Source organism: Pseudomonas sp. Z1-12, assembly GCF_051132015.1.
In the GTDB taxonomy this organism is placed as follows: Bacteria; Pseudomonadota; Gammaproteobacteria; order Pseudomonadales; family Pseudomonadaceae; genus Aquipseudomonas; species Aquipseudomonas zanjanensis.
Map to the genome: position 1 here is coordinate 4,823,710 of NZ_CP071647.1, position 13,887 is coordinate 4,837,596.

Annotated in this window: 14 protein-coding genes; 1 reads left to right on the top strand and 13 read right to left on the bottom strand. The window is 60.7% G+C overall.

Going from position 1 to position 13,887, the window contains the following annotated elements; genetic code table 11:
- Window positions 1-39: 39 nt before the first annotated feature.
- Both J3P85_RS20745 and J3P85_RS20750 read right to left on the bottom strand, forming a co-directional pair.
- Window positions 40-2,184 (bottom strand): 3-hydroxyacyl-CoA dehydrogenase NAD-binding domain-containing protein, encoded by a 2,145-nt coding sequence (locus tag J3P85_RS20745; RefSeq protein ID WP_434703283.1) that lies wholly within the window; start codon window positions 2,182-2,184, stop codon window positions 40-42.
- A gap of 24 nt (window positions 2,185-2,208) precedes the next feature.
- Entirely contained in the window at window positions 2,209-3,414 is a 1,206-nt protein-coding gene (locus tag J3P85_RS20750) for an acetyl-CoA C-acetyltransferase (RefSeq protein WP_434703285.1), read from the bottom strand.
- 611 nt (window positions 3,415-4,025) lie between these two features.
- Here J3P85_RS20750 and J3P85_RS20755 point away from each other — a divergent pair.
- Window positions 4,026-4,838 carry a c-type cytochrome gene (locus tag J3P85_RS20755; protein WP_434703287.1) on the top strand — a complete coding sequence of 271 codons (813 nt, stop codon included), beginning with the start codon at window positions 4,026-4,028 and terminating at the stop codon, window positions 4,836-4,838.
- A 128-nt stretch (window positions 4,839-4,966) separates the two neighbouring features.
- Here J3P85_RS20755 and J3P85_RS20760 read toward each other — a convergent pair whose 3' ends face one another.
- The 11 genes from J3P85_RS20760 to J3P85_RS20810 all read right to left on the bottom strand — a co-directional run bounded on the left by J3P85_RS20760 (window position 4,967) and on the right by J3P85_RS20810 (window position 13,878).
- Complete coding sequence (locus J3P85_RS20760; protein WP_434703289.1) at window positions 4,967-5,770, bottom strand: transglutaminase family protein; 804 nt, start codon at window positions 5,768-5,770, stop codon at window positions 4,967-4,969.
- Window positions 5,767-6,717 carry an alpha-E domain-containing protein gene (locus J3P85_RS20765; RefSeq protein WP_434703290.1) on the bottom strand — a complete coding sequence of 317 codons (951 nt, stop codon included), beginning with the start codon at window positions 6,715-6,717 and terminating at the stop codon, window positions 5,767-5,769. The genes J3P85_RS20760 and J3P85_RS20765 overlap by 4 nt, the downstream gene beginning before the upstream one ends.
- Before the next feature lie 9 nt (window positions 6,718-6,726).
- Window positions 6,727-8,136, bottom strand: coding sequence for a circularly permuted type 2 ATP-grasp protein (locus J3P85_RS20770; protein ID WP_434703291.1), 1,410 nt, complete (start codon window positions 8,134-8,136; stop codon window positions 6,727-6,729).
- Window positions 8,137-8,524: 388 nt separating this feature from the next.
- A complete protein-coding gene (locus J3P85_RS20775; protein ID WP_434703293.1) occupies window positions 8,525-8,866 on the bottom strand; it encodes a ribonuclease E inhibitor RraB in 342 nt (113 codons plus the stop codon).
- A gap of 201 nt (window positions 8,867-9,067) precedes the next feature.
- A complete protein-coding gene (locus tag J3P85_RS20780) occupies window positions 9,068-9,304 on the bottom strand; it encodes a hypothetical protein (RefSeq protein WP_434703294.1) in 237 nt (78 codons plus the stop codon).
- A 138-nt stretch (window positions 9,305-9,442) separates the two neighbouring features.
- The gene (locus tag J3P85_RS20785) at window positions 9,443-10,051 is read right to left on the bottom strand and encodes an START domain-containing protein (protein WP_434703295.1); all 609 of its coding nucleotides are present in this window, start codon (window positions 10,049-10,051) and stop codon (window positions 9,443-9,445) included.
- Window positions 10,052-10,104: 53 nt separating this feature from the next.
- A complete protein-coding gene (locus tag J3P85_RS20790) occupies window positions 10,105-10,359 on the bottom strand; it encodes a YkgJ family cysteine cluster protein (RefSeq protein ID WP_186707222.1) in 255 nt (84 codons plus the stop codon).
- Between the two features lie 148 nt (window positions 10,360-10,507).
- Window positions 10,508-10,984 carry a translation initiation factor 2 gene (locus J3P85_RS20795; RefSeq protein ID WP_434703297.1) on the bottom strand — a complete coding sequence of 159 codons (477 nt, stop codon included), beginning with the start codon at window positions 10,982-10,984 and terminating at the stop codon, window positions 10,508-10,510.
- Between the two features lie 85 nt (window positions 10,985-11,069).
- Complete coding sequence (locus J3P85_RS20800) at window positions 11,070-12,512, bottom strand: PLP-dependent aminotransferase family protein (RefSeq protein WP_014339472.1); 1,443 nt, start codon at window positions 12,510-12,512, stop codon at window positions 11,070-11,072.
- 200 nt (window positions 12,513-12,712) lie between these two features.
- Window positions 12,713-13,522 carry an OmpA family protein gene (locus J3P85_RS20805; RefSeq protein ID WP_250962567.1) on the bottom strand — a complete coding sequence of 270 codons (810 nt, stop codon included), beginning with the start codon at window positions 13,520-13,522 and terminating at the stop codon, window positions 12,713-12,715.
- On the bottom strand, window positions 13,519-13,878 hold the full coding sequence (locus tag J3P85_RS20810) for a DUF4398 domain-containing protein (protein WP_186707219.1): 360 nt from the start codon (window positions 13,876-13,878) through the stop codon (window positions 13,519-13,521). The genes J3P85_RS20805 and J3P85_RS20810 overlap by 4 nt, the downstream gene beginning before the upstream one ends.
- Window positions 13,879-13,887: the final 9 nt, after the last annotated feature.

Consider the following 13,887-nt stretch of genomic DNA (forward strand, 5'->3'; position numbering starts at 1 on the left):
CTGAAACACGGTCCCAAGGCAAGCCCCTTCCCTGGTTTGTCAGAACAGTTCGTGCCGGGCGGCTTTCTCCAACAACAAGGCCGGCGGTGAGAAGCGTTCGCCGTATTGCTCGGCCAGGTACTGGGCACGACCGATAAAGTCTTGCAGGCCGTATTGGTTGATGAATTGCAGCGCACCACCGGTCCAGGCCGCAAAGCCGATGCCAAGGATCGAGCCGACGTTGGCGTCGGCCGTCGAGGTCAGTACGCCCTCCTCCACGCAGCGCACGGTTTCCAGGGCCTGGATGAACAGCAGGCGATCCCGGATATCCTGCGGGGAAATCTGCCCGTCGACTTTCTCGAAGCGGCTCTTTAGCTGTGGCCAAAGATACTTTTGTCCAGTGGCCGGGTATTCGTAGAAGCCGGCGCCAGCAGCCTTGCCCGGACGCTTGTATTCGTTGAGCAGCAAATCAATCACGGCGAACGCCGGGTGCTCAGTCGGCGTTTTCCCTTCTGCACGCAGGTCCTTGGCGGTTTGCGTGCGGATATGGCTCATCAGGCCGAGGGAAACTTCGTCAGAGATCGCCAGAGGCCCGACCGGCATCCCGGCCTTGCGCGCTTCGGTTTCGATCATCGGCGCGCCCACGCCCTCGCCGAGCATGGCGATGCCTTCACTGGTAAAGGTGCCGAATACCCGCGACGTGAAAAAACCGCGACTGTCGTTGACCACAATCGGCGTCTTGTTGATCTGCAGGACAAAATCGAAACCCCGGGCCAGGGTCGTGTCACTGGTACGCGCGCCCCTGATGATCTCCACCAGGGGCATTTTTTCCACTGGGCTGAAGAAGTGCAGACCGATGAACTTCGTCGGGTCCGACACGGCCATGGCCAGGCCGGTGATAGGCAAGGTCGAGGTATTGGAGGCGATCACCGCATCATCTCCCGCCACTGCCTGGGCGGCGGCCGACACGCTGGCTTTCAGGGCTCGATCTTCAAATACCGCTTCGATGATCAGGTCGCAACCGGCCAGGTCCGCGTTGTTGTCGGTGGGGTGAATCCGCGCCAGTGTGGCTTCGCGCTGCTCGGCAGTGAGTTGTCCGCGGGCGACCTTTTTATCCAGCAACGCCGCCGAACGGGCCTTGCCCTTCTCGGCTGCCGCCAGATCGACATCCTTCAGCACCACCGCAATGCCGGCCACGGCGCTAACGTAAGCAATACCTGCTCCCATCATGCCCGCACCGAGCACGCCGACTTTTTTCGTCAGATACGGCGCCAAACCTTGTGGGCGAGAGCCGCCGGCCTTGATCTCGTTGAGCTGGAACCAGAAGGTGCCGATCAGGTTCTTTGCCACCTGGCCGGTGGTCAGTTCGGTGAAGTAGCGGGTTTCGATCAGGTGGGCCGTGTCGAAATCCACCTGGGCGCCCTCCACCGCGGCGCAGAGGATCTTCTCCGGTGCCGGCAGGCAGCCCTGGGTCTTGTTGCGCAGGATCGAGGGGGCGATTGCCAACATTTGCGCGACCTTCGGGTCGGACGGCGTGCCGCCCGGCAGCCGATAGCCCTTTGCGTCCCAGGGTTGCACGACGCTGGGGTTGGCGAGAATCCAGGCCCGGGCCTTGGCCAGCAGTTCGTCACGATCCTTCGCCAGCTCATCGATCAAACCCGCCTGCAGCGCTTGTTGCGCATTGACCTTCTTGCCCTCGAGCAGGTAGGGCAAGGCCTTTTCCAAGCCGAGCAGGCGCACCATCCGCACCACCCCGCCGCCGCCCGGCAACAGGCCGAGGGTAACTTCCGGCAAGCCGAGCTGCATCGATGGCAGGTCCAGCGCTACACGACGATGGCAGGCCAGGCAGATCTCCCAACCACCGCCAAGGGCCGCGCCATTGATGGCCGCCACCACGGGCTTGCCCAGGGTTTCCAAGGCACGCAGTTGCGCCTTGAGCAGCAAGACCATGTCATAAAAAGCCTTGGCCTCGGGCTTGCCGACCTTGACCAGCTCGTTGAGGTCACCACCGGCAAAAAACGTGTGCTTGGCCGAGGTGATGATCACACCGGCAATCGAGTCCTTTTCAGCCTTCAAACGGGTGACGCAAGCGGCCATGGCCTCGCGGTAGCGCGCATTCATGGTGTTGGCGCTCTGGCCCGGCATGTCCAGGGTCAGGACGACGATCCGGTCCTGGCCGGTTTCGTAACGGATGGCATCGGTCATGAAAGGTGTTCCTTGAAGTCGGGCTCAGAGGCGTTCGATGACGGTGGCAATGCCCATGCCGCCGCCGACACAGAGGGTCGCCAGGCCATAGCGCAGGCGACGCGCTTCCAACTCGTCGAGCAATGTGCCCAGGATTGCGCAGCCGGTGGCTCCCAAGGGATGTCCCAGGGCGATGGAACCACCGTTGACGTTGACCTTGGCGGGATCGATGGCCATGTCCCGGATGAATTTGAGCACCACCGAGGCGAAGGCTTCGTTGACTTCGAACAAGTCGATGTCCTCCACCCGCAGCCCGGCCTTGGCCAGGGCCTTGCGGGTGGCCGGTGTCGGGCCGGTGAGCATGATGGTCGGGTCGGTGCTGGTGACGGCCGTGGCGACGATTCGCGCCCGGGGTTGCAGGCCCATGGCGCGCCCCTTGGCTTCGGAACCGATCAACATCAGCGCCGCACCGTCGACGATGCCGGAACTGTTGCCCGGCGTGTGCACATGATTGATTCGCTCGACATGGCTATACACCCGCAACGCCGTGCCATCGAAACCCATCTGGCCCATGGCTTCGAAACTCGGTTTGAGCTTGCCCAGGCCGTCGAGGGTGGAGTCGGCGCGGATGAATTCGTCGTGGTCCAGCAGCACGATGCCATTCTGGTCCCGCACGGCAACCAGGGATTTATCGAACGAACCGTCGGCCCGGGCGCGCGCGGCTTTTTGCTGGGAATGCAGTGCGTAACCGTCGACGTCCTCGCGGCTGAAGCCTTCCAGGGTGGCGATCAAGTCCGCACCGATGCCCTGGGGAATGAAGTGGCCGTGCAGGTTTGACTGTGGGTCCAGCGCCCACGCACCGCCATCGCTGCCCATGGGCACCCGGGACATGGACTCGACGCCGCCGGCCACCACCAGGTCTTCGAACCCGGAACGCACTTTCATGGCCGCCAGGTTCACCGCTTCCAGGCCCGAGGCGCAAAACCGATTGAGTTGCACGCCGGCCACACTGACATCCCAATCGGCCACCAGCGCAGCCGTCTTGGCGATATCGGCGCCCTGCTCGCCCACCGGCGTCACGCAACCGAGCACGATGTCGTCGACCTGGCTGGTGTCCAGGTCCATACGCTGCTGCAAGGCCCTGAGCAGGCCGCCCATCAGGTTCACCGGCTTGACGCTGTGCAAGGCACCATCGGCCTTGCCCTTGCCGCGAGGCGTGCGTAATGCGTCGAAAATCAAAGCTTGGGTCATGACCATCCTCGAAACCACGGGCGTAATGTGATGCCTCAACCATAAGCCCAGCGGCGCCGGATTCAATGACCACAGCGCTCAATGACGTTGACGACCACGCTCAGACGAACGGTAGCGAGCTATCGGGTTAACCGTTTCAGGAGGGCAAGCTGTCTAGCAAAAGGGCCAGCAGGAAGGTGGCAATACGCCTCATATCATTTTTATTGCAAATGGCTCAAAGCTGATACGAATTGGATCTAAGCCAAGGCGGCCGCGGCCCCTAATGTAATCCTTGTACAAGTAAGTCGTCGGGTTTTGCCGAGGCGCTTGTCGGAACAGGAAGTGCACCGCCAGCCGTCATGGATATGCAGGCTGGTTTTTAGGAAATAACAAAAAAGGCGGGTCAGCCATGTTCAAACAATCGAAAGTTCGCCAAGCCGGACTCATTCTCTTTGCCACGACGCTGCTGTTGATTTTGCCGAATATCACCAAGGTGATTGGCTGAAACCCTGCGCGTGGGCACCTGCATCATCCAATGCGTTGTATCGCCAAAAAATGTGATGGGTTCACTGTTCGGGCTGCGATGGCTGTGCCAACCTTCGCGGCTCCCCTCGACATGGAAGGCGATCGACTTGAAAGCTCTCATTGTGTTCGGGGCGTTGCTGCTCAGCACGCCCCTTTATGCCGCGCAACTGGTGCTGGAGTTGGGCGCGAGCACGCGCACCTGGCAAAGCGAAGAACTGCTCAAGCACCCGGATGCGCGAACGGTCCAGATTGCCGAGGACGTTTCCTACAAGAAACCCATGAGTTATCGAGCCGTGCCGCTGACTTCACTCCTGACGGGTATCCAGCCGGACGACCATCTGCAAGCCGTTGCCCTGGACGGCTTCGCTGCCGAAATGCCCGCGGCGCCACTCCTCGGCAAGAGCGGAGCCCGGGCCTGGCTGGCGATCGAGGACCCGGCCAAGCCTTGGCCGTCGCTGGGAGAAGGCAAGTCCAGTGCAGGGCCTTTTTATCTGGTCTGGACCGATCCGCAGGCGGGTCAGATCAGCCCGGAACAATGGCCCTATGCGGTGGCGAGCATCAAGCGCCTGTCGGCCGTGGCTGAGCGCTTCCCGGCCCTGCTGCCGGCGTCCGAGCTGGCCAAGGATGACCCGATCAACAAGGGTTTCGCACTGTTCCAGAAAAACTGCCTGGCGTGTCATCGGCTCAATGGCGCCGGCGATGCGCAGTTCGGTCCTGACCTGAACATTCCGTTCAATCCCACCGAATACTTCTCCGGGGATTTCCTCAAGCGCTACATCCGCGACCCGCAAGGCCTGCGACGCTGGCCACAGGGAAAAATGCCCGGGTTCTCCGCAACGGTGCTGCCGGACCCAGAGCTGGATTTGCTGGTGGGTTATTTGAAGCATATGGCGGGACGCAAGCAGCCATCGGCCCCTTGAGATCGCTTTTTTGTGGCGAGGGAGCTTGCTCCCGCTGGGCTGCGTAGCAGCCCCTTATAAAGCTTGCGAGCGCTTCGCACTCGAGCGGGAGCAAGCTCCCTCGCCACAAAAGCTCGCTCACTGGATGATCATTGTTGTTGCACCGTGATCACCGGCGCCGCTGTCACTACCAGCTTGGCGTGCATCTGCTCGCAACCGCCGCCGCGGCGCATGCCTCGCACCGGGCAGGCGTCCAGGTAATCCAGGCCCACGGCCAGTTTCAGGTGCCGCTCCGGACGGGCCAGTTGGTTGGTCACGTCAAAGCTGTACCAGGCGTCGTCCAGCCAGGCTTCTGCCCAGGCATGGCTCGCCAGGTGTTCGCTTTCTTCGCTGAACAGATACCCCGACACATAACGCGCCGGCACGCCCAGGCTACGCGCGCACGCCAGGAAGGCGTGGGTATGGTCCTGGCACACCCCGCTACGACCGGCAAAAGCCTGGGCCGCACTGGTCTCGATCGCCGTCGTGCCAGGGGTATAGATCATGTGCTGGTTCAGCCCCTGCATCAGGTCGATCAGCGCCGTACGATCGCGACGCTGCTGGCATTGCTGCGCGGCGAAGGTTCGAAGAGCCTCGTCCGCCTCGGTCAGCCGGGTGAAGCGCAGGAACGGCAGCGCCGACTGGCTTTCATGTTCGGCTTCGCGCGACGGATCGATATCCACCTGCCCGCGGGCGCCGATGATCACCGTTTCGTGGGGCTCATCCAGGGTCAGTACGTGCAGGATGTTTCCGAACGGATCCAGTTGCGCCCGCACGGGCCGTGGCAAATCAAGCTGCCAGCTCAGCACGTGCTGGCGTTCGCTGTCGTGGGGCGTCAGGCGCAGATATTGGATGCTGGCGCGAACCTGGTCTTCATAGTGGTAGGCCGTTTCGTGGCTGATCGAGAGTCTCATATGACCTCCAGGTAGGAACTGTGAATGGCATTGCCCAGTTCACGGACCAGTGGGATGAATTCGGTGAGCCAGGCATGCAGGCCCCCGTCGAGGATTTCGTTGATGCCGGTGTAGCGCAGGCGTGCGTCCATTTCAGCCGCCAGCCGTTGTGCCTGCCGGCCGTTGGTGCCCGGCAGGCTGGCGAGGATCTGGTTGATTTCTTCGGTGCAGGCGCGCAGCGAGCGCGGCACGTCGGCGCGCAACAGCAGCAGCTCCGCCACATGGCGAGCGCCCGGGGCTTCACGGTAGATCTCGGTGTAGGCCTCGAAGGACGACAAGGCCCGCAACAAGGCGCTCCATTGGTAGTACGCGTGGGCCGTGCCATCGCTGACCGCGTCGGCCTGGTCACCGGCCATTTCGTAACGGGCATCGAGCAAGCGCAGGGTGTTGTCGGCCCGTTCGATAAAAGTCCCCAGGCGAATGAACCGGAACGCGTCGTTACGCATGATGGTGCCGTAGGTCGCGCCGCGAAACAGGTGCGAGCGCTCCTTGATCCACTCGCAGAAACGGCTCATGCCGTAGCGATTCAAGCCTTGCTCGGCGATATCGCGAATTTCCAGCCAGGTGGCATTGATGTTTTCCCACATGTCGGCGGTGATTCGCCCACGTACCGCGTGGGCACTGGCTCGCGCGGAGCCCAGGCAACTGTAGATGCTGGCTGGATTGGCCGCTTCCAGGGCAAAGAAATGCAGCAGGCGCTCGGCGTGCAAATCGCCGTGTCGCTCCCGGTAATCGTCCAGCGTGCCGGTGATCAGCAATGGCATGGCCAGCTCGTGCAGGCCGTCGCCACGCCCGTCCTGGGGCATCAACGACAACGAATAGCTCACGTCGAGCATCCGCGCGAGGTTTTCCGCCCGCTCCAGGTAGCGCGACATCCAGTACAGGTCCGAGGCGGTTCTACTCAGCATGGCAGCTCCTCAATCCTCGACCACCCAAGTGTCCTTGGTACCACCGCCCTGGGATGAGTTCACCACCAGGGAGCCCTCGCGCAGCGCCACCCGTGTCAGCCCACCAGGGACCACGCGGGTCTCGCGACCGGCCAGCACGAACGGACGCAAGTCGATGTGGCGCGGGGCGATGCCGTTTTCGACAAAGGTCGGGCAGGTCGAGAGCGACAACGTCGGCTGGGCGATGTAGGCGTGCGGCTTGGCCTTGATCCGCTCGCGAAAGGCATCGATTTGCGCCGTCGTCGCGGCTGGCCCCACCAGCATTCCATAACCGCCGGAACCCTGGGTTTCCTTGACCACCAGGTCGGGAAGATTCGCCAGTACGTGGGAAAGCTCAGCGGGATTACGGCATTGCCAGGTAGGAACGTTCTTCAGGATCGGCTCTTCGTCCAGGTAAAAACGGATCATGTCGGTGACGAACGGGTACACCGATTTATCGTCTGCTACACCTGTGCCGATGGCATTGGCCAGCATCACGTTGCCGGAGCGATAAGAGGACAACAGCCCCGGCACGCCGAGCATTGAATCTGGATTGAAGGCCAGCGGATCGAGGAACGCATCGTCGAGGCGACGGTAGATCACATCCACCGCTTTCGGGCCGTCGGTGGTGCGCATGAACACTTTGTCATCCCGGACGAACAGGTCGGCGCCTTCCACCAACTCCACACCCATTTCCCGAGCGAGGAACGCGTGCTCGAAGAACGCGCTGTTGAAACGCCCCGGCGTCAGCACCACGACGCTGGGGTCGTCCAGTGGGCTGGAGCTTTTCAGGGTGTCGAGCAGCAGGTTCGGATAATGGTCGATGGGGGCGATGCGCTGGGCGGCGAACAGTTCGGGGAACAGGCGCATCATCATCTTGCGGTCTTCGAGCATGTAGCTGACACCGCTGGGCGTACGAAGATTGTCTTCGAGCACGTAGTACGTACCGTCACCGTCGCGCACCAGATCGACACCACAAATGTGCGCATAGATGTCCCGGTGCAGGTCCAGCCCCTGCATCGCCAGTTGGTATTGCTCGTTGGCCAGCACCTGCTCGGCGGGAATGATGCCGGCGCGGATGATCCGTTGTTCGTGGTAGAGGTCGGCCAGGAACATGTTCAGCGCCTTGACCCGCTGGATGCAGCCGCGCTCCACCACCCGCCATTCGCTGGCCGGAATGCTGCGCGGGATCGTGTCGAACGGAATCAGGCGCTCGGTCCCCTGCTCGTCACCGTAGAGCGTGAACGTAATGCCGGCACGATGAAACAACAGGTCGGCTTCGCGCCTGCGTTGCGCCAGCAGCTCGTCAGGCGTGTCGGCCAACCAGCGGGCAAACGCCTGGTAGTGCGGCCGGACCTGGCCGTCGGCGTCATACATTTCATCAAAACCGCTGCGGATCATGCCGTACTCCTTGTCACCCTGGCAGCAAGCTTCGCAAGCCCCGTGCCATCGGCATAAACGCTTTATGATCAACGGGTTGGATTCTCCATCCACAGGCGGCGCACTTTTATGGTGCGGCAAATCCTCCCAACCCGCTGCCCCCCGCTTCATTGCGACGCAGGGGCGTCGCTTTCCTGAGCATAGTCAGGGAAAAACGACGCGGCTTGGTCTCGATACAGTTAGGTACAAAACCTGGAGGAGAGGATGGTGGTGAGTCAGCGGGAAAGTGATGTTGGTTTGCGGCCGCCATCGCGAGCAAGCTCGGCTCCCACAAAGGTCCCGGCTAGTCGCAGACATGAAAACGGCCGACACAAAGGTCAGCCGTTGCTGTGGTTGCGGTAAGTGATTGTCAGGCCTGCAGGCGCCGGATCTCTTGCTTGACGCCCCACCCTTCGATCACGCCCCCCAAAGGTTCGACGACGGCCTCGAAGTCTTGCTCGAAGTCGCCAATATCATCGTAAGTGGCGTACATCACCCGGCTAAGTTCCAATGACCAAGCCCCGTCGTCCCGTGCACTGATCTGCGCGTTCAACGATTCTCCCCGAAATTGACCTGCCGCCCTGCGCGCCCGCTCCTCGTCCGGGAAAATGGCGTAGAACTCAATGGGATGGAATCGGGAAAAATCGAAACCGCCTTCTTTCATGCGGCGCAATACGCTGGTGCTGATGTCTTCTTGATAGGCTGTGCTCATGAAACGTCCTCCTAAAACCGATGGATAGACTTTCCGTCTTCCCGTGCGTGAAGCCCGCAGGCTGCAAGCGATACGGCATCAAATGACCGTCGGGACACAAGCATGTAGCTGACAAGACCGGACCTTGGCGATCCTTTCGCTGATCTCAATTGCAGAGTAGCCGCAAGTGATGGCCACTGCCAAGCGAGACCAGGCAAGGTTTCATGAAATTGGTGTAATGCTGACGATTTCGATACTGTTCTGGGACTTGAGATGCTTGACCGTCGGGTCTTCGGTGCGGTTCTCCAAGTCGTTCATATCCAGCTTGTTGAGCACTGGAAGCAACCTTTCGCGAATCAGTTGGGCCGCCTGCTCCATGGTGGGCTTCTGGTCATAGTCGAACTGCTCGACGGTGGTTTCACCGTGATCGTCAATGAAAGTGATTTCCCACTTTTGCATCAGTGTCTCCTTGATCAATTCAGGACCTGGCTTACCTCTATCTCGACATTGGCGGCGGGACAATCGTTCCGCTGGATGCTCGGACGGCACACATGAAAAGACCGCCTCGGGGGCGGTCTTTTCATCAGCGAATACTGTTTATTTTTCAGCGCGCTCTTTCAACGCTTTCAATGTATTGAATGGCGCATCCACCACGAACTTGTTGGCCACCATGGACGGTACGCTACCACCCGGCTCGGTATGGACTTGATAGATCACTTCGACCTGGTCCGCACCCTTGGGCGTGAACGTCCAGAAACCGTCGATCTTGGTCACACGTACAAAACCCTTCTCCTCAGGCAAGTACCCAGGTAAGCCCTTGAGCTTGCGGGTCAGGCTGCCATCGGCGCCCTCCTCGGTCGTGACTTCCAGCACCGAGTCCCGGGGCGTCACCGGCCATGGCGTGTTGAACTGGGTGTAGGTCCAGCTCTGATTGCCTTCGTGCTTGAGCAGTTTCTGGCTCTTGCACTCATGAATCCAGGCGCAGGCGCCCGCAACGTCCTCTTGCAAGCTGCGCAGCTTGGCCATGGAGGTTTTCATCACTGTCACGCCGCGATAAGCCTTGTACTCGGAGCCCGCTACTTCACTGAGGGAAACCTTGATGCCGTCCTTCTCCTTGGCAACCTGCCAGTCTTCTGCCTGAGCGGTGGCCGTTGCCAGCAACACGGTCAACCCACACAACACAGCCATACGATGCAGCGAACCCATAGTGTTTTCCTTATTGTCCAAGTTCGTTTATTTCGGATCCGTTCATTGACCCATCACGCTGCCGTGACTTGCTCCCACCAACCGATCAAGCGGATGGCTTCTTCACTGCTGTCGCCGCACACCTCGATGTCGGCCTCGAACGCCGAGCATACCGCCGGACGCTCCGACTGGCCGAAGATCTGGCACAGGTTATCGACGGACAATTGCACGCACCGTTCTCCCGCAGGCTTGCCTTGGGGCATCCCAGGGATAGGCGAACTGATAGAGGGGGCGATGCAACAGGCACCACAGCCTTCACGGCATTTCACGACAACCACATCCTCGCGACAGGTAATGATGAGTAACAGAACACAGGGTAACGGCTAAAACACTCGTTTTAAATTACCGTCTGCGTGTTTTTTTGCCCTTGGCGAAATGACCGAACGGTCAGTGACGAGCGGCACGCCTGTGAGAGGCCTACTGCTTGAATTCAAACTCCAGCGCCGCACCTTCCACCTCATTGCGCTCCTGATTGCGCAGCGGCAGTTGCATTTCATTGCTCAACAGCCGGCCATTGAGCTGGAACGGTCCGGGTTTATCTCCAAACATTGACGGCAAGAGCGGTTCACGCTTGGGCAGCGGCACCTTACCCGGCGGCTGCAGTTCCTCGACCATGTCACGGGGCAGGCTCAAGTCCAGCTTGGCCGGCGGCAATGGGGTCTTGGCGACTTCACGGGCGGATTTGCTCTTGGACGCGATGGGCGCGCGCTTTTTCTTCGCCGCAGTCGCCTTTTTAGGGGAAGGCTTCTTGGCCGCTGTGGCTTTTTTCGGCGCATCTTTCGTGACACTGGCGGCCGGTTTTTCCTGCGTCGGAGCCGCCACGGCAACGCCTCCCATTTGGAAGGCACTCAACAGGCCGATCAAAACCCAGGCAACAGGAACAATGGCTTTCATAGACACAACGGCACTGACGGCAGAGATCCCCATGCTCGCCTGATAATCAGGCGCTGACAAGCACATCAAGCTAAGCCGCTGATTTCTATAGGAACCCGTTGGCCGTCTCTTGGCACAATTGTGTCGCCAACAACCCCAGCGTCATCAGGGCCCGCTCTGCCTCGCGGTTCCAGGGTGTGCCGCAGTTCAAGCGAATGCAGTGGTTGAACTGCTCGGTGTTGCTGAAAATAAGCCCTGGGGCGATGCTGATGCCTTGTTGCAACGCCCGCACATGCAATTCCTGGGTATTGACCCGCCCCGGTAGGCTGACCCACAGGATGAACCCGCCAGTGGGACGGCTCATTTGCGTGCCTTCGGGGAAATACTGTTGCACCGCCAGCTGGAAAGCGCTGAGGTTCTTGCGGTACTCCTGGCGGATATAGCGCAAATGTCGGTCATAGCCGCCGTTTTCCAGGTACGCGGCAATGCCCATTTGCGTGACGCTGCATGCCGAGTGAGTGCTGAAGGTCTGGAGCCGCTGTATTTCCTGCTGGAATTTCCCCGCGATCATCCAGCCGATGCGCACGCCCGGTGACAATGTCTTGGAAAAACTCGAACAGTAGATGACCCGATCCAGCCGGTCGTAGGCCTTGAGGGCCTTGGTGCGGCCCTGCTCGAACATCAGCTCGCCATAGATATCGTCCTCGACGATCTGGATATCGAAGTCCGACGCCAGGCGCAGCAACTGCTTTTGCCGCTCTTCGGGCATGGTGCCGCCGAGGGGATTGCTCAGGCGCGTGGTCAGCACCAACGCCTTGATCGACCACTGGTTGGCCGCCAACTGCAAGGCTTCCAGGCTCATACCGGTAACCGGGTCGCTGGGAATCTCGATGACCTTGAGACCCAACAGATCCGCCAATTGCAGCAAACCGTAGTAGGTCGGCGACTCGGCGGCGATCAAGTCCCCCGGCCGCGTCAGCACCCGCAAGGACATCTGCAACGCATCGACACAGCCATGGGTGATCACGACTTCAGAAGGGTCCACCACGACACCGGCATCGCGCATGCGAATCGCCACTTGGCGCCGCAACGGCTCGAAGCCCGGGCTGAACATGTAGCTGAACGCCCGCGGGCTGTGGAAACGCGTGACCTTGGCCAATTGCTGATGCAAGGCCCGAACCGGCAGGTAGTCGACGCTCGGCACCGCCGCGCCCAGGGGGAATACCCCTTCGCGGCGCGACTCGACCAATACCTGCTGGATGATGCTGCTGCGCGTCACCAGCCCTGGACGCTCAACCCGGGCAATGTCCGGCGTCGGTGCGGTCAGGGCCGGCGTCTGGTGAACGTAGTAGCCCGATTGCGGCCGTGCGCGAATCAGCCCCTGGTCTTCAAGGTTGGCATAGGCCTGCAGCACCGTGGCGTGGCTGACGTTGAGCTGCGAGCTCATCTTGCGCACCGAAGGCACACGTTCACCAGGCTGATACACACCGCGCCGGATGTCTTCCGCCAGCTGTTGAGCAATACGTTGATAGAGCAGGAGGTTGGTCATGACGCAGCACTCGATTTCACGGGCATTTTATTCTTGTCGGAAACGATACCGGAACAGTTTAGAAGTGTACTGGGACAGTTGCCAGATTACTCGACAGTACAGTGGAGTGACAGCTCTAACTGTACTCATCCTGCATCGATTGCAGGGCCAAAAAAACCCGGCGCCTTTTACAGGGGCCGGGTTTTCCAGTGACGCAGCCCTTAGCGGGCGGCGCCGAGCTGGCCTTTTTCGTCGGAGAACACAATTTCCACGCGGCGGTTCTGTGCCCGGCCACGCTCGGAAGCGTTGACGTCCACCGGATACTCATCACCGTAGCCTTCGACCTGGATGCGTTTTTCATCAATCCCCAAGTCCACCAGCACATCCGCCACCGACTGTGCGCGGTCGCGGGACAGCTTGAGGTTTTCCTGCTTGCCGCCGGTGCTGTCGGTGTACCCCTCGATACGCACCACGCGCTTGGGATTGAGCTGCAAGAACTGCACGATCTTGAGCACGACCCGGTTGGCCGAGTTTTTCAGTTCCGCTTCGCCGGTGTCGAACAGCACGTCACCCAAGGTCATCACCAAGCCGCGATCAGTCTGGGTGGTCGCCATCGCCATGATCTGTTCTTCGAGCCATTTGCCCTGCTGCTGCACGCTCAACAATTTGGACTCACGCAAGGCCAATTGCAGGCGCTGGCGCTCCAGTTCGAGCTTCGCCGCACGCTCTTCGTTGAGCACCTGGTTGCTGTGCTCTCGGGCGATCGCACTGTAGCGCTGGCTCAGGTAGGCGTAATGCTGCACATCCTCACCGCTGCCCCAGTAGCTGGACAGGCGATCGGCACGGGCCAGGGACTCGCCAGCGCGGATCACATCCCGGGGCGCGGCACGCAATACGTTGGCGTCTTCCTTGACCTTCTGGAAATCGGTGCTGGCCTGTTCGAGCGCCGCTTCGCTGCGCTGGCCGGCACAGCCATACAAGCTGGCAAGGCTGGCGAGGACCAGGCCGCCCAATACGTGGGAGTGCTTCATTGGGCATCCTCCCTCAATTGCTTGCGCAAGCGCTTGATGCGGGTGTCGAGCACGTTCAGTTGCTCCTGGCTCTTGAGGGTCAGCACCTTCGCTTCGGCCAGTCGGGCGTCGAGTTCAGCCTGTTCGGCCCGCATGCGCGCCTTCTTGTAGGATTCATCTGCCATATTGGATTTGGCGCGGGCGAATTTTTCTTCAGCCAGTTTCAATTCGGGCACTTCGTCGACAGTGGCGCCAACGGCCCGGGCTTGCTTCAATGCCTGTTCGGTCAGGCGGATCTGTTCATTCGGCGCCGGATCGGCTGCGCAGCCCGCCAGAGCCAGAACGGCCAGGGCAGCGAAAAGAGGTCGAATAGTCACTAATGTTCC

Bases quoted from the DNA above. Each gene is read 5' to 3' on its own strand.
- J3P85_RS20745 (WP_434703283.1), bottom strand. From the start codon at position 2,184: ATGACCGATGCCATCCGTTACGAAACCGGCCAGGACCGGATCGTCGTC.
- J3P85_RS20750 (WP_434703285.1), bottom strand. From the start codon at position 3,414: ATGACCCAAGCTTTGATTTTCGACGCATTACGCACGCCTCGCGGCAAG.
- J3P85_RS20760 (WP_434703289.1), bottom strand. From the start codon at position 5,770: ATGAGACTCTCGATCAGCCACGAAACGGCCTACCACTATGAAGACCAG.
- J3P85_RS20765 (WP_434703290.1), bottom strand. From the start codon at position 6,717: ATGCTGAGTAGAACCGCCTCGGACCTGTACTGGATGTCGCGCTACCTG.
- J3P85_RS20770 (WP_434703291.1), bottom strand. From the start codon at position 8,136: ATGATCCGCAGCGGTTTTGATGAAATGTATGACGCCGACGGCCAGGTC.
- J3P85_RS20775 (WP_434703293.1), bottom strand. From the start codon at position 8,866: ATGAGCACAGCCTATCAAGAAGACATCAGCACCAGCGTATTGCGCCGC.
- J3P85_RS20780 (WP_434703294.1), bottom strand. From the start codon at position 9,304: ATGCAAAAGTGGGAAATCACTTTCATTGACGATCACGGTGAAACCACC.
- J3P85_RS20785 (WP_434703295.1), bottom strand. From the start codon at position 10,051: ATGGGTTCGCTGCATCGTATGGCTGTGTTGTGTGGGTTGACCGTGTTG.
- J3P85_RS20795 (WP_434703297.1), bottom strand. From the start codon at position 10,984: ATGAAAGCCATTGTTCCTGTTGCCTGGGTTTTGATCGGCCTGTTGAGT.
- J3P85_RS20800 (WP_014339472.1), bottom strand. From the start codon at position 12,512: ATGACCAACCTCCTGCTCTATCAACGTATTGCTCAACAGCTGGCGGAA.
- J3P85_RS20805 (WP_250962567.1), bottom strand. From the start codon at position 13,522: ATGAAGCACTCCCACGTATTGGGCGGCCTGGTCCTCGCCAGCCTTGCC.